We start from the raw sequence: 24,054 nt of genomic DNA on the forward strand, positions 1-24,054 counted from the left end.
CTACTACCTTCTTCCAGCGACTAATTCTATGGCATTGCCCGCAATTAACACATCATCTAACCTAGTTTTAGGTCCAGATAAACCTAAGCTTTGCGATTCTTTTATATTATCCATTTTTAATACGTTATTTTCATCATGTAGCATTTGATGTATTGATTGATTTAGTGATACATCTAGCTTATTATTAAATGTAGCCATAAACTTTTCAAATTTCTTCGGACTTAATTTACCAGCTTCTTCATCAGGACATGCTTTCTCTACATACGATTTTAAAATCCCTGAAATTTCATTGAATTTACCACTCATGACTTTTCTAATAATCTCTTTCTGCATTCCCATATAATCAATATTTAATCGATGCATTGATACACCACTTTTTAATCCAGCTTGCTCTACTACTTCCTCAAATTCCTTTGTAATATTGAGTGCATACCCCTGTGCCTCTAGTGGAGATATAGAATGATCTACTGTAGAAATATACTTTTGACCTGTAACTTTTCTAATAAACACGTCAAGTAACATTATCGTACCATTTACATCCACTCTTGCATCTACTTGTGAGATTGGACTTGGAGTGCTCTCAGGTTTAGAACTTAACAATCCACTCACAGAGCTTTTTACCCAGCCAAACAAATCATTTATCCACCCAGTTGGTCTTGTGCTGCTACTTTTTGTACTCCTACGATGACGAGCTTGCTCTCTATGTCTACTATGCCTATGTCTGTGCGTTACAGGTTGATCAGATAACATAATAACTTCTGGACTGCTTTTTGTATGATTGAAGACATCATTATAGACTTGATCCTCATGTTCTTTTTTCACAACATTCACGTTTCTTGCACTACTTATTTGTTCCTGATGCTCTTTTAGAATTATTTCCTTATCAGCAAACTTTATTGATAATGTTGCCATTTTAGGTTCTTCATAGAACTTACTCATTGTAATAGTGCAGAGATCATTCTTAGTAATACTAGAGTCAAAAGCATTTGTTATCATTAGATCATTACCATTACTACGAACAAACTTATAATTCCCTCCTTTTCTCGGTGTAATAATTTCATTACCTTCCTCCACATCTTGACCAATTACTAAAATAATTTCTTTATCCTTTTCAAACATCAAAGGCTGTGGTTTTAAACTCCACTCATTATTATCAAAGCTGATTCTCATCGGAACATTTTCTACTATTACATGCGTCTTATTATACCTCTCTACTCCATCTTTTAACCTCACAGTACAATACTCAGCTTGTTCTTTTATCGTTGCTCTCAATAACAAATCATTTTCGAATCTAATTACTTTTAATTCACAATTACCTTTTTTTACCACATTTCTTAAGTCAATCGTATCTATTGAATTCTCCTCATCAACATCATGAATAACAACCTCTCTAGTTTCAGAATCAATTACATATACATTTTCTCCTCCATTGCCTACTAAATGACTTCTATAAGCCGGATTGCTATGTATTACTTCACGATTTCCACTTCCTATTACTACCGTTTCATTACTTAAAAGTGATTGTATAAAAAATGACATTCTACTTATTCTATTCGCTACAGGTAAATAGTCTCTTATCACCTCTTCACTAGAATTATTAGTACTTTCTAGCATGTACATGTTACCTCCTCTTCCCATCTTTATTTGAGCTCCGTTACTAATTCTATAAGAGGCATCAACTGGAATATCTGAAATAGTTAAATTAAACCTTTCTCTGTTCGATTGATTATCAAACGAACTTTCTAACTTATCCTCAGCAGATAGGAAGCTAAAAGTAACACTCTTTACTGTGTGGTTGAAAACTTGACTAACATTTTGAACGTATATTCCAATAAGATCAGAAATCGTAGAATTAAAGAAGAAGTCATGTCTATCAGTTGGTGTACCATCTAACAAACTCGATATATTAACCACTGCTTCCCCCTTTCCAGGCAAGATAACATAATTAAACTCTCCTTTATGAGCTTGATTTCGAATATTAGTATTAGGTCTGACTACAATTTGTACCTTATGAGTGCAGACGTTATTTTCTACTTCATTTTTTATTATTATAACATCAGAACTATTTGCAGCGCTGCCTTGTCCATCTAAAAACTGTGTATCACATGAACTAAATATAAGTTCTGACTTAGCTTTTCTACCAAGAACCCTTTCTATTTTAACCATTCTAAGAACATCAGGTCCATTTCTAAGAGAATCCCCATATGTGATATATCCAATGCTCGCATTCAAATAAACGTTGACATTTACAGCCTCTTGAGCAAATTCACTCAGATCTAAGGTATCAATGCCACCTTCTCCGTATAACATTCCTTCAATGGTATTTCCCATTAGGATAAAAAGATCATCTTTATTACCCCCAGTAAATTTCTTATAGCCGTCATTCACCACAAAGATATTTGGACTGTTTAAAAATCCTTTTACATAATCCTTACCTTCTCCTAGATTAATTAAAGTATGATCTCCTGTTTTATTTGCGAATATACCAATTGCATTTTCACATAAATATGATCCATAATTCGGCGCAGGCTCATCATTTCCCTGTGGCAGACAAAACACTCGACCTTCATTTAAATCATCCGGTCTTGCTCTGCTCCATTTTATATCTGTTCTTTTTCTATCAAGTAGTACTATACTTTCTAAATCTATCTCAAACTTAGTTGTGCATTTTTCGGTATGACGTGTAAATGTAAGGTGTGCGCCTGTGAATCCTGCAATAGCATACGTATTTACCTCTTCTGGCACTTTACGACAAGAATCTACAACTGACTTACCAGTAGGGAACACATAGCTTTGAATATCAGCGTTGCCCTTTAAATACTCAAGTCCTTGCTTCACTAATTGGTTATAAAGCTGTTTTTTCTCCATGAGCTCCTCTATATATTGTTCAGGCTTAATACCTATAAACGCACGTAAACCTTCAACAAACTTTTCATTCCCAGTCAGATGAATAACCTGATCAATTTTATCAACCCTTTTCACCGCCATATAAATATCAGTACCAACAAATACTGTAGCGCCAATTGCGGCTCCAATAGGACCAGTAACACTTGATACTCCCTCCAGTACGCCAAAAGATTCAGCTACCTCCACACCGATCTCTGCAGCATCAACCCCCAAATAAATGCTATCTCCTACTACACCGACTAGTGCTTCTTCGGTACCATTTTTAAAAGCTTTTATCTGATTTACTAGATCATAGACAACAAAAGCAGAAGTACCGCGAGCAAGGAAAGGAGAAGCTGCTCTTAGAGATTGACCAATCAATAATTTTCCCTCTTCAGCTAGTTTTAGTCCTTTAAGAGACGCAGCTTCAGCAACTTTAGCAAACGCTTGACCACCAGCGATGAAACCAACATTGACTGCCACACCTTGATAATCAGCATTTAGAAAGTCAGCGAGAACATTTTTAGCCATCATTCCATGCATGGTCATACCTGAGATTTTTCCTACTCTAGAGAGATGATTCATGACTTTTTGATTACTAATGAGCTTATTAACCAAACTCTGAGATTCACCAGTAACTTTTACCCCACTTGCTAGCTGAATTAGCTGACTCTGCTTTTCTTCTGGTAAACCTTTAATGTAACTAACAAACCTTTCACCATCTATCTTAATCTTACTAAAATCTCTTTTTTCATCTTTCTCCTCATTAAATTCATCTACGTCTTTCCAGCTGAATAGACATTCTTCGCCACTAACTTCTCTTTTCCTCCTTTTTGCACTTGTGCTTGGTTCCCCCGATAAACATCCTCCTGCTGAAACCTCACCCCCTCCTTGCATAGTCTCTTGCCGTCCTCTCGTATATTTTTCTATTAAATCCACTATCTCTTTATAATCACTATCTCCAGTAACTTGAGTGGCATCAGCTCCATTTTCTAGTAGGAATTTCGTAATACGCTTATCCTTACCAATAGAATCCAGAGGAGTTTTTCCAGAGTTATCTTCAACATTAACCTTAGCACCATTGTTCAATAAAATCTCAACCACCTCCTTGTGACCATCTTGTGCTGCTACGTGTAATGGTGTCCAACCTTTATCAGTAGTCTCAGCATTAACATCAGCCTTGTTTTGCAATAAAATCTTAACAACCTCCTTGTGACCATTTTGTACTGCATAGTGTAATGGTGTCCAACCTTCATTCCAACCTTCATTCCAACCTTTATCAGTAGTCTCAGCATTAACCTCAGCCTTGTTTTGCAATAAAATCTCAACCACCTCCTTGTGACCATCTTGTGCTGCTACGTGTAATGGTGTCAAACCTTGATTAGTAGTCTCAGCATTAACATCAGCCTTGTTTTGCAATAAAATCTTAACAACCTCCTTGTGACCATTTTGTACTGCATAGTGTAATGGTGTCCAACCTTCATTCCAACCTTTATCAGTAGTCTCAGCATTAACCTCAGCCTTGTTTTGCAATAAAATCTTAACAACCTCCTTGTGACCATTTTTTGCTGCATAGTGTAATGGTGTCAAACCTTGATAGTCATGTTCCCAATCTTCATATTTCTGGGTTTCATCTGCAGTACTTAATAATATACCACTTCCTTGCATATTAAGATTAGGATTTGCTCCACTCTCTAAAAGGATTTTGGTCACTTGAACATCGCCTTTAAAAGCAGCATAGTGTAGTGGTGAGCCATATTCATCATCTTGACCATTAATGACTGCTTTTATGAAATCAGATTCTACATTTTGTAGTATATTATCTATCTCTTGATAGTTTTTATTTTCAATAGCCTTAGTAAGGGCTTTATATGAATCATCCAGTTTCTTTAATAATTCAAAAATTTTTGATGATTGACCAGCAAATTTGAACATCAATCCTAATATTCCCATTATTCTTTGCTGACCTATATTATTTAAATGCGACCAAGTTCGACTCAATAATTTAATACCACCACATTCATAGATTTTTGATATCAAATCTTGTAATTCTTCATTTGTATCTATGCTTTTTATAGCTAATATATCTAATATTTCTCCAGTCTCATATTTTTTATGACCTGAATTTTCTTTTAGCTTATTTATTATTTCTTTCAATCTTAATACTTCTTCTTCTACTTCTTTTAACGCATCATTAATTTCATAATCTTGTCTTATATACAATTTTAGAACCTTCTCCAGTAATTCTTTCACATGCAGATCAAGAAATTCAAATTTAAGTTCATCTTTTCTCTGTATATAACATTCAAGCATCTCTTTATAACCAATAAAAATTTTATTATGTGCCTTGCTATCAGGGTACTGTTTGAATGCCTCTATTTCTTCTTTAGCATTAGTTATATAATCACGTAATTTACCTAAGGCATTTTCTACTAGATTAACATTACTATCTTCATAAAACTTAAAAAGTAGTTCTGATATATTACTTAGTAGAAGAGTTATTCCTTTATTATATTTGGATGATTTATCCTTGTAATTAAGCAATAAAGATATTTCTTTTTTATTACTCCTAACAAATTCATAACCTTCGAAATCATTAGAACTACCTACATTATCAATAATTAGTTTTAGTATAGTGTCTAGTGGATTACTACTTTTATCAATCTTCTGAGTGTGGAATTTATGTACTCCATATAAAAGCTTATGTATGTAGTGTATTTGCTCAGCATATTGTAATGTTGATTTTGAATATTGAATATCTTTATGATTATATCCTACACCAGCTTTTAGTAACAGTTCGATTCTCTCAAATAAATTTAAAAACTCTTTATCAGAATGAAAAGAAGGCTGACTATAACTAGCATAATTCAGTTTATTTATAGGACTATCTAAGCTCTCGTAAGAATATTCAAAAAGCAATAAATTTATAACTTTAGAGAAATCAATACCCTTTTTTATAGCGAGCTCAGTTATTTCTTTATCATATTTAAGGGATTGTACGGCAATAAATTCGATAGGGGAGATCTCACCACTACTTTCAGGAAATTTAAATCTATTAACAAGGTTACTATCAGTCTTTTCTATTAACAATTTAATTACATCTGATGGAGCAACTTTACTAAAAACTTTAACTATCGGCAATTCTTGTCGATCATTATTTAAATCTTCATAAGGTTTACCATCAACTATATCTAGCTTTAAACAAGACCTAAGAACATCAAATTCACTCCTTTGAAATATACGTTGAACTAAAGTATTCCAATCCTTATCCTTCCAATTAGGATCATAAGAAAATTTTTTAACGAGAACTTCTAAAACATCTAGGTGAGCATTTTTAGCCGCTAACCATAAGGGACTATAGAACCATTTATCAGATTTTAGATCTTTCTGTAAAAATTCTTTATTAAGTTTTGTTTCTAAGATATTAACAAGTTTTATGTACCCCATTTCAGCAGATACGCATAATAATTTTAGTTGATCATTATTCTCAATAACGTCTACATTACTTTTTTCTTTTGTCGAAAACTCAACTATCCCAAATAACAGTTTGGTTGATTGTTTACCGTTACCATTATAAGCATATCGTTTTATTTGATCAAGAAGCTTTGTGAGTAGGGTTCTCAGCTTATTCTGTTTATCAGGAAAGTTGATGTTGCTTTCTAAATCTTTTTTTGCTTTTAATTGAAGAAACTTAGAAAGTTGTATACTATCATCCTCAATTAGGTTTTTAATTATAATATTCTCAACAAAGTCCTCAAATTTATCAAACTGAACTGACTTAAAACTTTCCCAAAAGTAACTGGCAACAAAATATTCAGCAAAAGTAAGATGAACGAATCTAGGCTTATCATTAATAATTCTATCAATTATTCCTGCCTTTTCTTTTGCTTGCTTTATCTTTTCAATTAATTCAGTTACTTCTACTATTTCCTCTTGAGAAAGCAATTCCTTTACTTCATCTTCGTTAAAGATTGCATATAAAGCTAATTTCATATGATCTTCTATAAATTTCTTGTGTTCTTCTTCAACTATCCCTTTCATATCTGGATCATCAATATTCATACCAGGCTTCTTCTCTCCAAAGCGAATTTCACGAAACTTTATGTTAATAAACCTCTCATATAAAGTAACCAAATCCTGCTCTTCAATTTTCCTTTTATGTTCATCAGAAAGCTCCTGCTTATTAGAGTCATAAAAACGCTTGAACATATCTTTGAAAACTCCAGCAACCATAAATGCATGTAGCGGTATACTCATAAAATCTTTATCACCTATGGATTTAGGAAGCTTATCTAGTAATTCATCAATAAAAACTCCTGAGCGTTGCTCATCTAATTCATTAAGTTTCAACTTTTCTTTCCAAAATTTCTTTAAAAAACCTTTCTGTTCTTCGAGAAGAAGTGGCTTTAATGAATATGAAAATACACTAAGTTGATCTTCTAGTTTTTCTTGAACATAATTATAAGGACGAGTAGTTATCCATAGCTTTCCTACTTTAGAATTTTCTAGAACTTGCAGTAACTCAATAACTTTTTCTGTATAATCAGGACTAATCTCATCAAGCCCATCAAACAGTAAAACAATCTTGTCCTGATTGTAAAAATTATTAAATAGTCTTATTTCTAATAGTTTAAGACCCTTAATTTCTTCCCCTGCACCTTCCAAACTGGCTTCACTGTCTTTTACAGTTATAGCACTGAGAACCTTTTCTATCGTTTGTTCCCTTTTTTCCTTCCTTTCTGTTGTTTCTTCTTTTTGCTCTTGAAAGAGTTGAAAACCTACAATCCTGTATAGGAATCTTATAGCTTCTGCCTCGTTAAGTTTTGTTTTCTTCTCTGTTTCTATTTTTAATTCAGTTGAATAATCTAACAATTTAATCCTTATAACCCATAAAGAATCTTTTGTCTTTAATGCTAAAGGATTCAGTACAGTAGACTTACCCATACCAGGTTCTGCAGAAATAATGACTACTCTGTCTTTTATATCTGTAATTTTCTCTGGTTTATACTCCTGAATAGCTTGTTCATTTGTATCTATAAAATCACGTAACTTAGATAAAGCACCATAAGATTGCTTCCATATCAAATCATCTCCCTCCTGTTTGAGCCAATGAATATTACGTTCTTTGTGATTCTCACATAAATTCTTAAAACCCTCAACTGCATCAGAAATTAATACTATATCTTTACCTTCTTTAAGGTTTTGATCATTTACTTGACTGCTATCAATCACAAGAAACTCAGATCTTTTTGCAAAATCTTGCCTAATTTTTACTTGGCGATTAAATGTTCGTGGAATATAATAATCCTTAATATCCTCATAATTTGAATCTATGAGTGCTTTGCCTATCTCTATCTTCTCCTTATTAATAAGCTTAGATAATACTTCTCCATCTATTAGATGTTTTGACACATCATCTACTAATGTACCTAAACTTACTTCTTTTCCTTGGAATATAACTTTTCCTCCTTCTAGAAGTTTTTGTTGCGAATCATCAGTAAGATCAATTAAGCTATTCTTTTCATCTCTTTTTTCAATGTATTTATCAGAACAATCTTTTTTAAATTTAGCAGCTAGCGGATCTTGCTCTCGAGTAATGAGAATAACTTTTTTGTTACTATTAGACTGCATTATTGAGGATAATTGATTGTATAATTCATCTTGGTTAGGTTCTGCTTTATTTGTATAGTCGCATTCAATTATCAGTAAGTCATTTGACTTAAAAGCTTCTATTGCACGATCTTGTATACACAAAAGAGAGCTTAAGCGTATGAAAATATGGCTATCATCTTTTTGGTAATGAGAAATGCCCTTTAAAGTTTGACATACCTTAATCGAACTTAATATAGTCTTATGCGGGTTAACTAAGTTAAAAATTTGTCTTTTGTTAAAAGCTAAGAAATTACTTAGCCCTGATGGTTCTTCGCTAAAGGCAATACCAAACTCTTCAATTTTAGCACGATATTCTAAGGTGGGACCGATTAACACTAATTTAGAAAGTTTTTGCTTTGCTTCTTTAAAAAAATTTTCACCATCTTTATAACTAAGAAAGCGTCCTCCCTTTTCTTTCATCCAATCTAGCATATCTTTCTGAAACTTACTTGCTATGATTTCACTATCAATTAAGTTAATATCCTTCTCTTCGCCCATCTCAGCTTCAATGATATTACCCAGTTCAACTTCATTAGGCTGGTTAACTGCAAATACTAATTTGTCTAGAAAGTCATCTATTTCTTCATCCCTTATTTTATCATTTGGTATAGGGAGTTCAAAGTAGTATTTATCTTTCTTATACTCTTCATAATCTTTTTCTGTGCAAGCACGAACATTGATTTCAAATTCATACTGACCAAGGTGACTAAATTGTATTCCTTTTAACAGACCTGTTTTTAATCCTTCTCTAAAATCATTGAGGTTTCCAGGTAATTCATCACCATTTAAAAACCCTTGTCTAAATTTCTTTTTACCACCATCTTCCGTTTCTACGAATATATGTCCTATTAATTTAGCAATATTTTCCTTGATAATATTAGCCCTTTGTTCAATTTTAATAGGAGTACCTATATTTCCATTAACTATCAAATTAGCAATATGTTCAGCAAGTTCTTGTGATGGATCAGGAGAGTTATTAGAAGTTTTTTTTCTGTTAATTTGAGGATTTTCTTCTATATTCAATACATTTCCAAACGTATCAGATATTTTAAGATTTTTAGTTTTTAGGTCTCTCTCAAAATCTTCTTCTGATAATCCACTTTTCTCCAATAAAACCTTTCTAAATTCCTTAACTTCTTTAGGTAAATTAGAGCTTCCACTTACAAAATCCTCTTTAAATTTTTTAGTTTGAATATCAATTACTCTCTCTGCTAATGCTCCATGGTATTTCTTGAAAAGATCATCTTTTAAACCTATAGTCTTATTGTTATTACCAAAAACATACTCAGCTAACTTTTTTGCTAATCTTTTTAAGTCTGAAACCTCTATGAATATAGAAGTCAAGCTTTCTTTTGTAAGAGAGCCACCTTTCCTGAATTTTAAGCGCTTAGGCTCTTTACTGTTATTTTCTACCTTTATATCTATAATGCCATCTTCATCTTGCACTCTTTCAAAACTATTTTGCAAATCATCGCCTAAGTCAATATTTGTACAAATAACAAAGTCTTTTAATTCATCACTTTGATCATAAAACTCTGGATTTTGCTTAATTTTACGATAAGAAATAAAATATTTTTGTAGACTAAATTCATCATCTTGTTCTGTGAGTAAATCATTAACAGTAATTTTTTTATTATCATCCTGTTTGTGCTTAGCTTGCAAAAAGCGATATACTTCTTCACCACCTTCGGTATATTGAAAGACTACATCATCAAACTTTTCGGCTGCATCCATTTCTGTTGCTAAATTAAAAGAATACCCTTGATCTAATCCACGCTTTAAAAAGAGCATCAATAGTTTTAGTTGGTAAACAGTACCATGAAAAGATGTTTTTAACCCTGAAGCACGATATCCTTCAGAAGTCTTTAGCTTCTTTACTTGACCAGCTCCTAATTCATTCTCTTCATTTTGCGTCCTTTTTCTTCCTCTAGACTCTTCTGCTGCTTGAAGAGAAGTTCTTGGCATTTTATGACTACTGTCTTCTGATTCAACTTCTTCAGAATCAGTTCTAGTTCTTTTGTGTTGTGTTGATGGTTGTCGAGCAGAAGCTTGTAGGTTTGACTGAATATGTGGTTTTAATATTTGCACAATATCTTGTCCATTAGGTGTATCATGCTTTTTAGCAATATCTAATGGAGTCTCATTATTATTATTTATGATATCAGTCTTTGCCTTTTTACTTACAAGCAATTGCACAAGTTCTTTATTACCTTTAGAAGTAGCAACATGTAGAGGAGTATCACCTTTATTGTTTTTAACATTAATATCTGCCTTCCACTCTTGCAGTAGTTTTTTAGCTATTTCTTCTTTTTCCCTTTCAATAGCATAGTGTAAAGGGGTATTATCTTTATTATTTTTATCAATAATGCTAACCTTTACTCCTGCTTTCAGCAGCTCCTGAACTTTTTGCATATTATCATTCTTTATAGCAGAAAATAGCTCCGTATTTTTTTATCTTTCATCATCACTATCAATGTCAGGAGAAGATCGCTGAGAAGAGGCTGCCTGATTAGGATCATTATCAGATCTCTTTAACCTATCACCTGACAAACCTGGTGACTGTTGTCTTGATACAGGCTGAGCATTATCTAGCTGATTACCTTGATTAGCATTTGAGGATCCTGGTTGAGTTTGACTATCAGACCTCTCAATTCTACTTTCTGATGGTCCTCGATCTGATTTAGCTGGATCCACAGGTTTTTCTCTGTTTTTCTGTTGTCCTAAGGTACTGCTTGATTGTTGTCTACTTGATGCAGATCTTTCTTCAACTTTCAGAAGATTTATGATTTCTTGATGATCTCGGGAAAATTGTTGATCATGCTTCTCCATATATTTTTTGAAATTTTCCTTTTCATCATTGCTAAGATTTTGAATGACATCATTACTAACTCCAATTTTTACAGCAAATGCCGCAATTCTTATGTAACCTTTGTCAATAGCTTTGCGGAATAATTGATCCAGCTCTTGACTGTTTTTTAAGTTTGATTGACTTGGCTGGTTAATATCACTATCACTTATTTCTCTAATATCTATATTATGACCTAATGCAAAATCTCTTATATTAGTTTTAAGTCTTTCAGAATCTTTCTTTAATTCCCCTGAAAAAGACCTACGCATACCCACCAAAAAATCACTGGGACTTTCTATTTCTCTTATAGCTCTATACACCTCGTCGAGAGGCTTGTTATCTTTTAATAATTCATTAATCTTATTAGCATTTAACAATGAGAATATTCCACAGTTATTACCATCTACCTGTTGCTTGATTTTTAAATCAAATATTTTAACGTTAGCACTAATTTTATTCCTAAGGGCTGATTCAACATTGTCCTGAATCTTATCTCCTAATGAGTTAGAGTAATATGCGTAGTAATGACCTAGTTTATGTTGAACAATTAATGTAACCCAATGTCCTGCGCTTAAATTGATAATTAAAGTTAGAGGCCTTGTTTCGCCATTAACTACGTAACCCTTAAATTGTCCTAGTTGATTATTTAAGGTGTTTAAATCACAGATTTCAAATATGGTTTCACTTTGAGTTTGTCTACCTTGCTCATCATATCCATGGTCTGTACTAGACACAACTTAATCTGACAGCAACGAATTAACTGACAGAAGAATTGAAAACTAATATCAGTCTCTTGTTTAACGTTACTAATATTTTTCTGAAAAGCAATGTGTTTGCTATCAAGAAAAGTCTGCATAGGCGTTTTACCATAGCAATATTTACCTGAGTGAGGCCTGGTCTCATTGTAAGAGCGTAACCAATGATCAACATCTATCTGCAAATCTTCTAAAGAACTGTAGATTTTCTTTCTAAAGATAATATTGTAACACTCATCTTGCATAGTTTTATGAAACCTTTCGCATATGCCATTAGTTTGTGGTGAATTGGCTTTAGTTCTTGAATGATCAATATTTTCAATTCCCAAATAAAGCTGATAAGCGTGATTTTCTGGTTTACCACAATATTCTGTACCTCTATCAGTCAAAATGCGCAATAATGGCACGTTTTGTACATCAAAAAATGGTATTACTCTATCATTCAGCAAGTCGGCAGCGGTAATAGCAGTTTTATCTGTATAAAGCTTAGCAAAAGCCACTCTCGAATATGTATCAATAAAAGTCTGCTGGTAAATGCGCCCAACGCCCTTGATATTGCCTACGTAATAAGTATCTTGAGACCCTAAATAACCTGAATGTTCTGTTTCAATTTCACCGTGAGCTTCTCTTTGCTCTTTAACTTTTTCCAATGCTGCAAGTTGCTCTTCAGTTAAAATTATGCCGTCTTGTGCAACCTTTGCTTCAAGGGCTTTAAGTCTTTTTTTGAACGTTTCAATGTCATTTCTTAGCCATACAGATCTTACGCCACCTTCGGAAATTATTACACCCCTTTTTCTCAGCTCATTTGCAGCTCTTTGTTGTCCATATGCTGGAAATTCTGTAGCTATGCCAATTATTGCCCTTTCTATATCTTCGGAAACTCTGTTTGCTAATAGGGGTTTTTTCTTACTTATTTCATGTAATGCTCCTTCTCCCCCACTTTCATATAACTCCTTAAATCGATAAAATGTATCACGCGAATAACCCATCACCTTACACGCTTGTGATACGTTACCTAATTGCTTTGCTAGTTCTAATAACCCTAACTTTGGTTTTAGTATTTTTGTTTGTATCGTACTCATATCTAACACTCCTTTCTTTTATTATTTTATAACTTACTTTTTTAAAGTGTCAGATCAAGTCTTGTTTAATACAGGTACAAGAAGATCGTTAGGTTCTGTCGCATCTATAAATCCTGGTATGTAACATTTGTAGGAAAGTAGAAAAGAAGTGATATGATCATCTAAAAAAAAAGCAAAGATGTTTCGTATTAGTTCAAAATTATTGCCATATTTCAAAGGATTTAGCTTTTCAGCAGAGATAATAATGTTATCTGTATATATGAAATGTAGATTCTCTTTGAGCTATCGAGATTTGGAAGAAATGCTGAGTATAAGGGGAGCAAAAATTGATCATGCTACGTTACAAAGGTGGGTTATCAGATTTGTGCCACTGATAGATGAAGCGGTAAGGAAAAGGAAGAAGCAGCTTGGCAGTAGCTGGAGAATGGACGAGATCTACGTTAAATTAAACGGCAAATGGGTTTATCTATACAGAGCACTATTGGTAATACTGTAGACTTTCTGTTGTGTGCTCGTAGAGACAAGTCTGCGGCACTTGCGTTCTTTCGTAAAGCCTTTAGAGAGAATAACCTTCCTGAGAAAGTAGTAATTGATAAAAGCGGCAGTAATACTGCTGCTCTTGATGATTTGAATACAGAAATTTCTGAAGATTGTAGAATCATGGTTTTTCAAATAAAATATCTAAATAATATTGTCGAACAAGATCATAGATTTATCAAAAAACGAATAAAGCCAATGCTTGGTTTTAAGAGCTTCCACTCCGCAAAGATTACCATTACCGGCATAGAAAATATTCGTATGATTCAAAAAAGACAAATTATCGGGGCTAATGATAATGTTTCTACTTTTGAGAATTTTGCTATGCTAATTGCTCTATAACTCCCATAATCCCAGTTTAACGATCTTCTTGTACCACAATTTATAGATGCGACAGAACCTTCAATTGTATTAAATAAGAGTCTGATATTAGTTTTCAATTCTTCTATCAGTTAATTCGTTGCTGTCAGATTAAGTTGTGTCTAGTACAGTTTAGCACAATCTGTTCCACTGTTCTTCATCTAAAATTTCCACACCCAATTCCATTGCTTTTTTATATTTTGAACCTGGATCTTCTCCTGCAATTAAATAGTCAGTTTTAGTAGAAAGGCTTGAACTGATCTTTGCCCCTAAAACTTTAGCTCTTACTTTTGCCTCCCCTCTACTCATAGCACGTAGCTTACCAGTAAACACTATAATTTTGTTATTCAAAAAAGAATCGCTAGAGTTGGAGCTCACGGGAAGAATTTGCAGATATGCAGTAAGATCATTTAACATTTTAATGTTACGTTCCTGAGAAAAAAACGATTTTAAAGATTCAGCTACTTTTTCTCCTATACCATCTATACCTACCAACTCAACATCATTTGATGACATCGAATTATACCAGTTATCATAAGATACATAATAATTTGCGAGCAATTCTGCTACAACTTGGCCGATAAATCTGATACCCAAAGAAAATATGAACCTATCTAGAGAGATTACTCTTCTGCTTTGTATAGCACTTAATAGATTAGCTATTGACTTCTCGCCCCAACCATGATGCTCTTTTAAGGAAAACTCTTTTAATCTTTCCTCTAAAATAAAAATGTCTGGAATTTGTCTTATTAGTTCCAGATCATAAAAAAACTTTATTTGTTTTTCACCAAGGCCAACAATGTCAAATGCATCTTTTGACACAAAATGTTTTAGTTTTTCTACTATTTGAGCCTTGCAATTAAATTCTTCAGGACATCTTACTGCAACTCCTTCAATCTGCACTTTACTACCACATTCAGGACATATGTCAGGAAACACAAATTCAGGCATATTTGCATGACGAGAACCTTCATCTACTTTGACAATTTGAGGAATTACATCTCCAGCTCTTTTAATTGTTACAACATCTCCTTCTCTTATATCTTTACGTTTTATCTCATCTTGGTTATGTAGACTTGCTCTGCTAACTAGCACTCCGCCAATATTAACTGGTACCAAATCTGCAACTGGAGTTAAAACCCCCGTTCTACCAACCTGTATAAATATTTTATTTAACTTTGTCTTCGCATAAATCGCAGAAAACTTATATGCAAGCGCTGAGCGTGGCGCTTTGTGTGTACTTCCCAGACGACTTTGTAGCACCAAATCATTCACTTTATAGACTATCCCATCGATATCATAATCCAAGTTATAACGACAATCATAGATCTCGTTATAGAACTTTAGCATTCCATTCAAACTACTTGTTAAGGAACGATGCTCATTTACGCAAAAACCAAGTTTCTCAAGTTTTTCTAGTACTTCACTTTGACTTTTCTCTATTCCACCAATTAAAGAATAAGCAAAATATCTAAGAGGCCTTTTTGCTGTAATGTTCGCATTCAATTGCTTTAAAGAACCAGCAGCTGCATTTCGAGGATTAGCGAATTCATTATTTTCATTTAACTTTAAAAAGTCGCTGTTACTGATATATATTTCACCCCTTACTTCTAGTCTTCCTTGCACATCTTGTAAAAACTTAGGAAAGCCTTTTATTGTTGCAACATTGTGAGTTACATCCTCTCCTACAAAACCGTCACCTCGAGTTGCAGCTTTAACAAATTTCCCATCTTCATAAATTGCAGAAAATGACAATCCATCAATTTTTGGCTCACATAATATCTCTATTTCATCTGCAATTAAAAATCTCTTTATTTTAGACAAAAATTTTTCTACACCTTGCTCATCATAAGCATTCTCAAGAGAAAGCATAGGTTCTTGATGTTCCACCTTAGAAAATCTCTCATCAGGCGGAGCACCAACACTATCTTGTGTTGCATAAGCTTCTGGCTCTATTGCAGCTAACTTTTTTTTCAGTTCATCATATTCAGCATCACTTATCTCTGGCTTACTTTTTTGATAATATAAGATATTATGATAATTAATTTGATTTTGCAGTTTTTCTCTCATCTTTTCCAAGTCAGTCATGATACCAATATAATGCTCTTTGCCGTCAAGTCATGAATTTTTTCAAAAGGTACTATAAATTTATACTACTGCCCTGAAAAGCAATACTAATATTAATATAATTTTTGTACTTGTATATTAATGTTAGTATAGTTTTTAAATTAAGGAGTACATTATGAAAGAATACAATTACAAAAATTTGGCTGACGAATCAAACTTCGGCTCTCAAGTGTATCGTGCAGGAATGTTTGATAAAATTCTTGGTATAAGCAAAACAGCAAAAGAAGCTGCGAATCAAGTAATATCTAAAATGGGTAACGATTTAAAACTAGAAGCTAGAAAAGCAGCTCAAGATGAAGTAAAAAAAATAGAAGGAAAAATGCTAACTTTAGCTGAAGAAAAAGCTAACAAAATAGCTAGCGAAAAAGCTAATCAAATAGAAAAAAAAATATCGACTTCAATTGATAAGACAGTAAAGTCAGTAGAAGCAAACGCTGAAAAAGCAGCAAAAAATGCAGCTGAAAAAGCAGTGAAAAAAGTAGGACCAGAAGTTGCAGATTTGCTAAAGCCAGAATTCAACCACTATGGATTAAAATCCAAAGATTGAGAGAGAGCATAGAATGCTAACTTTCGACTTGAAAGTCACCAAATTTATCTTCTTTTTTAGAGTGATTTTCAATATAATTTTTTATCATTTCGTCAGTTACATTTCCGCTAGTCCTGACAAACTAGCCTACTGCCCACAACCCAATATCTCTTTTTTAGCTCTGGAAAGTTTTGCTGGATTTTTCTGGAACTTTTTCCTTTTATTAACTGCACTAACTTACTAATACTTAAGTATGGGGGTACAGAAACGTATACGTGTACATGACTTGACGCAACTCTACCTCTGATAATTTCTACTTGATTATTTGCACATACTTCTTGTACAACTTCTTTAGCTTTCTGTCCAATATCTCCAACTAGTACTGGATATCGATATTTTGTTATCCACACTATGTGATATATATACAGAGTGACTGCTTTTTCTATAATATTCCACATTCTTTCAGATTTTTCACCTTTAAATTATATTCTTAAAAGGATGGACTTCAAGTCCAGGGTTTTTCTCCCAAATTTGGGACAATAAAAACTCAGGTAGAAGAAGCAGTAAAAAAATACACTGAAGAAAAAATTGAAAGTCTTATCAAACCTGAAATCACAAGCAAAATAGGTGATTTCCTCACTGAACAAAGTGAAAAATCAAGCAAATTTCTAGAATATGAAATGAATAAGTTAATCGAAAATGCACATAGGGATTTGGATACAAGAATAGACAAGATTGAATGCGAACTTATAGAAGCAAAATCTGAAGTTTTAAAGACTGCTGCAAATAGTTTGAATGAGAGTGCAGACTTATTGTTTTCTGCTGCACGAGATGAAACATGTGAAAACCAAGATTTAGTGTATTTTTAATCATGAAAGGGGTTTTATGGGCAAAATTTAAAAAACCCATAAAACCCTTAGCTAAACCAAGAGAAAATATACTATATAGAATTACTTTGTTAAATATTCTCTACTCCCAGGTTTCGTTATGGGTAATTGTTTTAACTCACTTGGCAGTTCTTTCTCGCTATAGTTTTGAATGTTCAGTTCAATCAAAGATATAATAGAAAAAGGTAGTTTTGTTTCACTACTTCTCTTTATCAAAGAAGCTTCAACAACAACTTTACCTCCCTTCTCTTCTGCACATTTTACTGCTTCAAGTGAAGATTTACCTGTGGTAATCACATCTTCAATTAGTAATATCTTCTCACCTTGTTTAATCTCAAATCCACGGCGTAATTCAAATTTACCATTAACACGTTCGCAAAATATTGTTCGGATTCCAAGCTGTCTACCAATCTCATAACCCACAATTATTCCACCAATTGCAGGAGATAGTATTAAGTCTATGGGTTCAACAAGCTCTTTTCTTATTTTATTTGCCAATAGCTCACAAACCTTCATTGCTCTGCTTGGATTTTCAAAAATTTTAGCGCATTGTATGTAAGTGTTGCTGTGCAGCCCTGACGAGAGTACAAAATGTCCGTGCAAAATCGCACCAGCCTCTTCAAACTCTTTTATTATCGGATTGTCTAGTATCATTCTAAGTTTTACATTCTTTATTAATTATCTGCGTTACACAGACATCAGACCAAACATTTATTGCAGTTTCAAACATATCAATGATTGTATAAATAGGTAAAATCAGCCCCATAATGTACAAAGGAACGTTCATTGATACCAAATAACTAGTTGCCATAAAATAGCACCCCATCGGCACTCCAGCGTTGCCAATTGCAGCTCCTGTAGCTAAGAAAATCCATATGAACATCTCACTTAAGGAAAATGTGTGCCCATTCATCTCCGCAACAAACATCACTGTGATTAAAATAAATGCAGCACACGCATTCATATTGATAGTTGTACATATTGGTAGAATAAAAGATGACAATTTCTTTGGCACTTTTAGCTGATTTTGCACACAGTCTATGGTTGTCGGTAGTGTCGCACTGGATGATTTAGAAAAAAATGCCAGTATGAGTGCCGGCATAACTCCCCTTAGCGTCTGAATTGGTGATATACCTTTATACCACATGAGTAGTGGTAAAATCACAAATGCTTGCACGAAATTTGCAGACATTATGCAAGCAAAATACCAAAAAAGACTATGGAATTCGCTGCCACCTTTTAACTCGTATAAAAAACATGTGATAAAAGACCATACAGCAAGAGGAATAAACTTTAACAACCCTTGAGCAATTTTAAGAAGTGTATCAAACAGTGCAGAGAATATTTGGTGTAATATATCCTGTTTTTCTTTTGAGAGCGAAATAATAGCTCCACCCATCAAAAAAGCAATCAATATGCTGCCAATAACGTTATTTTCAAGAAAAACTTGCACAAAATTTGATGGAATGAGTGATTTTAAGTATGAGAAGTAATTGTGGTTGCTGTCACTCACACTTTCTATTGTGTTACTTATGAAATTTTTTCTTACTGGATCTATGAATAAATAGAAAGATAGCGCAACAAATGCAGCTATAATGGTTGTAAGCAGCGTATAAAACAGCGTCTTCTTAAGTAATACTTTAATTTCAATTGAGTCTTTAAGCCCTGAAATTGTGGATACGATAGATAGAAAAACCAAAGGTAAACTGATTAATTTCAACAAACTGATGAATATATCACTAAATAGCTTTGCTACTTCAAATATCACTTCATTATTTAAATAGTAAGCGACAACTGCAAATAGTATAGAAAAGAATATTGCAAGTTTGCGCATCGAAAATCAAACCTCAAAATAATATTATACAATAATTTTTGGAATTAGGTTAAGATAATCAGCAGCAGCTATCTACCTAACACTCTTATCTCCCACTCAAGTTCAATGTTAAATTTATCTTTTACTGCATCTTGTACTCTGTTGCCAAGGTTTTCTAAGTCAAGTGCAGTTGCATTATTGTAATTGAGTAGAAAATTACAATGTTTCTTAGAAATTTTAGCTCTACCGTTACTTAATCCTCGGCAGCCAGACTCATCAATCAGTTTCCATGCCTTGCAGCCTATTGGATTTTTGAATATACAACCAGCAGTTTTTCCTCTTACTGGTTGACTTTTATTTTTTTTATCAATAACTTCTTTCAATCTTTGCAATATAAGCTCATACTCTGAACTTACTCCTTTAAATTCAGCTTCAATAAAAATCCACCTGCCTTTTAGACTATGTCCACGATAAAAATATCCCATTTCTTCGCTGGAGAATTCATATAAATTTCCATCTTCTAGATTCACTGCCCTTATAAATTTTACAACACTCGCAATATCACTACCATATGCACCTGCATTCATCTCTACCCCACCGCCAACTGTTCCTGGAATTCCAGCAAGAAACTCAAGCCCACTAATTTGCTGTTCTCCGGCAAAGTATGCAAGGTTACTAAGCAGTGCAGCACCACCTGCAACTATGGAGCTATTATCTTTACATTTAATATACGCAAATTCCTTACCTAATTTCACCGTTATTCCTCGAATGCCACTATCTTGCACTATTATGTTGGATGTTGCACCGATAACGCTAATTGGTAACTCCGCATCTTTTATCAAGCACATTAGATCTTCAATGTCACGTGGCTTAAATAGTACATCAGCTTGGCCACCAACATTTAACCAAGTCATTTTAGACATTAAAACATTATAACGGTAGATTCCACATACTTTAGGTAAGCTTATAAGCATTTTGATTTTAACTCTAATCCTGCATCCATACCCATTTTTTCTGCATCTTCTACAAACGAAGTGCGTTCAGTAAAGTATATAACTCTCTCGCCCGCTAACATACAATAAAGATGTAGCATGTTTTCACTCACATATTCTGCTAAAGCTGCAAGCGGCGTAAAGCATGAACCATTTACTGTCTTCATGAAACTGCGCTCTGATTTTGCCCTTATAAAAGACATATTATTATTAATTTTCTCTAAAAGATCGATAACTTTTATATCATTCTTTCGGCATTGAATGCAAATTGCCCCCTGCCCTACTGCGCTTAACATGACTTTTGGTGGCAATACCTCTGTAATTAAGTAATATTTTTTTAATCTTATCAGCCCTGCTTCAGCTAAAATCATTCCATCAAAATTCTGATTTTGCAGTCTAGTTGTCACATTTCCACGCAGTGGCACTACATTTAAGTCTGGCCTGAGATTTAACAGCTGAACTTTTCTTCTTATTGAAGAAGTTGCAATTGTAGCCTGCTGTGGCAAAGTTTTTAGGCTCTTATATTTATGAGAAATAAATACATCACATGGACTTAGCCTCTCTAAAACACAAGGAATTGTTAAGTCCTTCGAGAAAAACGCAGGTACATCTTTTAGCGAATGAACCGCCATATCTATATTATTTTTGAGTAATTCAGCCTCAATCTCCCTGAGGAACAGTCCTTTACCTCCTATTTCAGCAAGATTTACATTAACATACTTATCACCAGAAGTTTTGATTTTAATGATCTCAACGGATAGATTAGGAAAAGACTCTAATAATCTTTGTTTTGCTTCCAAAGCTTGGATGAGCGCAAGGTCGCTTCCTCTCGTACCTATTTTAACTAGCATATATCCTTCATATTATATGTCTATATTCTATGCCCATTTTTTATTATCTCCAATTTAGTTATTGAACATTTTACAATTAGCCCTTAGTATCACGAACATTTAGTAATCTAGGAGTATGTATGTTTGATATTTTAAAAGATTCTAATGGCAGATTTAATAAAAAGAATATTTTACCTCTTGTATGTACTACTGTCGCTATTATTCTAACAGCATTAAGTGCAGTAGTAGCAATTCCCAGATTTTCCTCTCATCCTTCTCTATCTAGTCCTCTCGGTTGGAAAGATTTAAGTTATAATAAATTTCTTGCTAATCACATACCACTTAGCATAGTTATTTTCTTAACACTTGGTTTATGCACTTACCTTGCAATTGACAAAATTAGACAAAACAAACAGAGAATCTGAGAGCCAACTCTGAACCTAATACATGTGTTTATACTGCTTCATTCAACCACTATGGATTAAAATCCAAAGATTGAGAGAGAGCATAGAATGCTAACTTTCGACTTGAAAGTCACCAAATTTATCTTCTTTTTTAGAGTGATTTTCAATATAATTTTTTATCATTTCGTCAGTTACATTTCCGCTAGTCCTGACAAACTAGCCTACTGCCCACAACCCAATATCTCTTTTTTAGCTCTGGAAAGTTTTTCTGGATTTTTCTGGAACTTTTTCCTTTTATTAACTGCACTAACTTACTAATACTTAAGTATGGGGGTACAGAAACGTATACGTGTACATGACTTGACGCAACTCTACCTCTGATAATTTCTACTTGATTATTTGCACATACTTCTTGTACAACTTCTTTAGCTTTCTGTCCAATATCTCCAACTAGTACTGGATATCGATATTTTGTTATCCACACTATGTGATATATATACAGAGTGACTGCTTTTTCTATAATATTCCACATTCTTTCAGATTTTTCACCTTTAAATTATATTCTTAAAAGGATGGACTTCAAGTCCAGGGTTTTTCTCCCAAATTTGGGACAATAAAAACTCAGGTAGAAGAACAAAATCAATTATAGAGATATTGGTTCTAGGCTTGTTTTTTATCTTTCACGGACCTTTTCATTTAGGTGCTTGTGATTAGCAACCATTCAGTTTACACTGTACCTAAGTATAGTTTAAATTTATGCTAAACAAGCTCACAGTTAAATCTCTTTCAGTGTTACTAATTTTTTTGCTGTCCTTATATATAATACTGCCAAATTTTATTGATAATAAGTTCTTTACCTCAAAAAAGAGAATAAATTTAGGGCTTGACCTGAAAGGTGGATCATCTCTGCTTCTAAATGTAGACTTAGATTTTTACTTCAAAGAGAAACTAAGCATGCTAACCGATGAAATAAAAGAAGGTCTGTTAACACAAAAGATTGAATTTAGCGCAAAAAACGATAAACAAGTGGTTGTAACTTTAAATAATATTGATGATTACAAAAAAGTTTCAACGTTAATACATAAAATAAACCCAAATTTAGAATTGAGTAGAAAAAATACTGCAATTTTCATTTCATATAAACCGCATTATAAGAATTCATTAATCAATGAAGTAGTTTCAGAGTCAATAGTTAATGTTCAAAGACGCTTAGATAAGCTTGGTACTAAGGAAGTAAGTGTGCAAAAACAAGGACAAAATAAGATATTAGTCCAAGTTCCTGGAGTAGAAGACACTCAGCAGATAAAATCTCTGCTTGGCAAAACAGCCAAGCTGGCCTTCCATTTGGCAAACACCAATGTAGCTAAAATGCAAGATATCGATCATGACACTACGATTATGCTCAAGGATTCTTTGGGTAATTCCTACCCGATATTCCGCAAAACTGAAATAGGCGGTGATTCATTAGTTAACGCATCAGTTAGATTTGGCAATTTAGGTAAACCAACAGTACATTTCAAATTCGACAGCATAGCAAGTAAAAAATTTGCAAAAATTACTAAAGAAAATGTAGGAAAGCCTTTTGCAATTGTTTTAGATAACACAGTCTTAACTGTACCAACAATACGTGAACCTATTCTGAATGGAGAGGGAGAAATTAGCGGTAATTTCACTGAAAAACAAGCGAGTGAACTTGCAATACTTTTAAAATCAGGTGCACTACCTGCACCACTTAAAATAATTGAAGAAAAAAACATTGGTCCAAGCCTTGGAGAAGAGTCAATAAAAGCAGGAGAAATTGCAGCAATAATCTCTATCATAGCCGTTGGTTTATCTATAATCATTACTTACGGCAAATTAGGCTTATTAGCGTCTGTTGCACTCGTTTTTAATGTAATCTCTATACTACTCATTCTTACCTTACTTGAAGCAACTCTTACTCTCCCTGGAATTGCTGGAATTGCGCTAACTGTTGGCATGTCAGTGGATGCAAATGTTTTAATATTTGAACGCATCCGCGAAGAAATAAGAGCAGGAAAAAGAACAGCTCGTGCCATTGAAGAAGGATTTAAAAACGCAATAAAAACAATTCTTGATTCAAACCTCACTACACTAATTGCTTCAGGAATAATGTTCATTATTGGTAGCGGAGCAATTAGAGGATTTTCTATCACTTTATCGATAGGAGTTTTATGCTCGATGTTTTCTGCAATTATAGTCACAAAACTTCTGATAGAATTGTGCATCAACCCACAAAAGCTAGTACTTTAGTATCTGTTCAGCAGAGTGACAAAATAAGATAGACGAGAAAAGACAACTAAATGGTTGTCATGAAAGTAGCTATCCAGTCTTTTC

At 33.5% G+C, this 24,054-nt stretch carries 11 protein-coding genes and 4 pseudogenes; 5 read left to right on the top strand and 10 right to left on the bottom strand.

Annotated features, from left to right (window positions below; genetic code table 11):
- Positions 1-3: 3 nt before the first annotated feature.
- From ACQ4M0_RS02380 to ACQ4M0_RS02390, 3 genes and pseudogenes are all read right to left on the bottom strand, one after another.
- A complete protein-coding gene (locus ACQ4M0_RS02380; protein ID WP_438456617.1) occupies positions 4-10,950 on the bottom strand; it encodes an ankyrin repeat domain-containing protein in 10,947 nt (3,648 codons plus the stop codon).
- Positions 10,951-10,989: 39 nt separating this feature from the next.
- Entirely contained in the window at positions 10,990-12,120 is a 1,131-nt protein-coding gene (locus ACQ4M0_RS02385; protein WP_438456618.1) for a hypothetical protein, read from the bottom strand.
- 65 nt (positions 12,121-12,185) lie between these two features.
- Positions 12,186-13,223 (bottom strand): annotated as a pseudogene (locus ACQ4M0_RS02390) (IS481 family transposase); the annotation flags it as partial.
- Positions 13,224-13,401: 178 nt separating this feature from the next.
- On the opposite strand from ACQ4M0_RS02390, the pseudogene ACQ4M0_RS02395 reads away from it, so the two are divergent.
- Positions 13,402-14,102, top strand: a pseudogene (locus ACQ4M0_RS02395) (IS6 family transposase).
- Positions 14,103-14,252: 150 nt separating this feature from the next.
- Here ACQ4M0_RS02395 and ligA read toward each other — a convergent pair.
- Positions 14,253-16,208 (bottom strand): NAD-dependent DNA ligase LigA, encoded by a 1,956-nt coding sequence (gene ligA / locus ACQ4M0_RS02400; RefSeq protein WP_213863763.1) that lies wholly within the window; start codon positions 16,206-16,208, stop codon positions 14,253-14,255.
- Positions 16,209-16,362: 154 nt separating this feature from the next.
- Between ligA and ACQ4M0_RS02405 the strand changes: the two genes are divergently transcribed.
- Entirely contained in the window at positions 16,363-16,794 is a 432-nt protein-coding gene (locus ACQ4M0_RS02405; RefSeq protein ID WP_250147183.1) for a hypothetical protein, read from the top strand.
- A gap of 16 nt (positions 16,795-16,810) precedes the next feature.
- On the opposite strand, the pseudogene tnpA (ACQ4M0_RS02410) reads toward ACQ4M0_RS02405, so the two are convergent.
- Positions 16,811-17,229 (bottom strand): annotated as a pseudogene (gene tnpA / locus ACQ4M0_RS02410) (IS200/IS605 family transposase).
- 224 nt (positions 17,230-17,453) lie between these two features.
- Between tnpA (ACQ4M0_RS02410) and ACQ4M0_RS02415 the strand changes: the two are divergent.
- Positions 17,454-17,642 (top strand): hypothetical protein, encoded by a 189-nt coding sequence (locus ACQ4M0_RS02415; RefSeq protein ID WP_017531751.1) that lies wholly within the window; start codon positions 17,454-17,456, stop codon positions 17,640-17,642.
- Between the two features lie 81 nt (positions 17,643-17,723).
- Here the strand turns inward: ACQ4M0_RS02415 and pyrE are convergent, their stop codons facing one another.
- The 4 genes from pyrE to hemC all read right to left on the bottom strand — a co-directional run bounded on the left by pyrE (position 17,724) and on the right by hemC (position 21,316).
- The gene (gene pyrE, locus ACQ4M0_RS02420) at positions 17,724-18,314 is read right to left on the bottom strand and encodes an orotate phosphoribosyltransferase (protein ID WP_213863764.1); all 591 of its coding nucleotides are present in this window, start codon (positions 18,312-18,314) and stop codon (positions 17,724-17,726) included.
- A gap of 1 nt (position 18,315) precedes the next feature.
- Complete coding sequence (locus ACQ4M0_RS02425) at positions 18,316-19,494, bottom strand: dicarboxylate/amino acid:cation symporter (protein ID WP_213863765.1); 1,179 nt, start codon at positions 19,492-19,494, stop codon at positions 18,316-18,318.
- A gap of 68 nt (positions 19,495-19,562) precedes the next feature.
- On the bottom strand, positions 19,563-20,447 hold the full coding sequence (murB, locus tag ACQ4M0_RS02430; RefSeq protein ID WP_213863766.1) for a UDP-N-acetylmuramate dehydrogenase: 885 nt from the start codon (positions 20,445-20,447) through the stop codon (positions 19,563-19,565).
- Positions 20,438-21,316 carry a hydroxymethylbilane synthase gene (gene hemC / locus ACQ4M0_RS02435; RefSeq protein WP_213863767.1) on the bottom strand — a complete coding sequence of 293 codons (879 nt, stop codon included), beginning with the start codon at positions 21,314-21,316 and terminating at the stop codon, positions 20,438-20,440. The genes murB and hemC overlap by 10 nt, the downstream gene beginning before the upstream one ends.
- 119 nt (positions 21,317-21,435) lie before the next feature.
- On the opposite strand from hemC, the gene ACQ4M0_RS02440 reads away from it, so the two are divergent.
- Positions 21,436-21,720: a hypothetical protein gene (locus tag ACQ4M0_RS02440; RefSeq protein ID WP_250147184.1), complete on the top strand. Its 285-nt coding sequence runs from the start codon at positions 21,436-21,438 to the stop codon at positions 21,718-21,720.
- A 90-nt stretch (positions 21,721-21,810) separates the two neighbouring features.
- On the opposite strand, the pseudogene tnpA (ACQ4M0_RS02445) reads toward ACQ4M0_RS02440, so the two are convergent.
- Positions 21,811-22,229: pseudogene (gene tnpA / locus ACQ4M0_RS02445) on the bottom strand (IS200/IS605 family transposase).
- Between the two features lie 226 nt (positions 22,230-22,455).
- Between tnpA (ACQ4M0_RS02445) and secD the strand changes: the two are divergent.
- Positions 22,456-23,970 carry a protein translocase subunit SecD gene (secD, locus tag ACQ4M0_RS02450; RefSeq protein WP_213863768.1) on the top strand — a complete coding sequence of 505 codons (1,515 nt, stop codon included), beginning with the start codon at positions 22,456-22,458 and terminating at the stop codon, positions 23,968-23,970.
- Positions 23,971-24,054: the final 84 nt, after the last annotated feature.

The sequence above is a fragment of the Wolbachia endosymbiont of Kerria lacca genome (genome assembly GCF_051602725.1).
Taxonomy (GTDB): Bacteria; Pseudomonadota; Alphaproteobacteria; order Rickettsiales; family Anaplasmataceae; genus Wolbachia.

Bases quoted from the DNA above. Each gene is read 5' to 3' on its own strand.
- ACQ4M0_RS02380 (WP_438456617.1), bottom strand. From the start codon at position 10,950: ATGCAAAAAGTTCAGGAGCTGCTGAAAGCAGGAGTAAAGGTTAGCATT.
- ligA (WP_213863763.1), bottom strand. From the start codon at position 16,208: ATGACTGACTTGGAAAAGATGAGAGAAAAACTGCAAAATCAAATTAAT.
- ACQ4M0_RS02405 (WP_250147183.1), top strand. From the start codon at position 16,363: ATGAAAGAATACAATTACAAAAATTTGGCTGACGAATCAAACTTCGGC.
- ACQ4M0_RS02415 (WP_017531751.1), top strand. From the start codon at position 17,454: ATGAATAAGTTAATCGAAAATGCACATAGGGATTTGGATACAAGAATA.
- pyrE (WP_213863764.1), bottom strand. From the start codon at position 18,314: ATGATACTAGACAATCCGATAATAAAAGAGTTTGAAGAGGCTGGTGCG.
- ACQ4M0_RS02425 (WP_213863765.1), bottom strand. From the start codon at position 19,494: ATGCGCAAACTTGCAATATTCTTTTCTATACTATTTGCAGTTGTCGCT.
- murB (WP_213863766.1), bottom strand. From the start codon at position 20,447: ATGCTTATAAGCTTACCTAAAGTATGTGGAATCTACCGTTATAATGTT.
- hemC (WP_213863767.1), bottom strand. From the start codon at position 21,316: ATGCTAGTTAAAATAGGTACGAGAGGAAGCGACCTTGCGCTCATCCAA.
- ACQ4M0_RS02440 (WP_250147184.1), top strand. From the start codon at position 21,436: ATGTTTGATATTTTAAAAGATTCTAATGGCAGATTTAATAAAAAGAAT.
- secD (WP_213863768.1), top strand. From the start codon at position 22,456: ATGCTAAACAAGCTCACAGTTAAATCTCTTTCAGTGTTACTAATTTTT.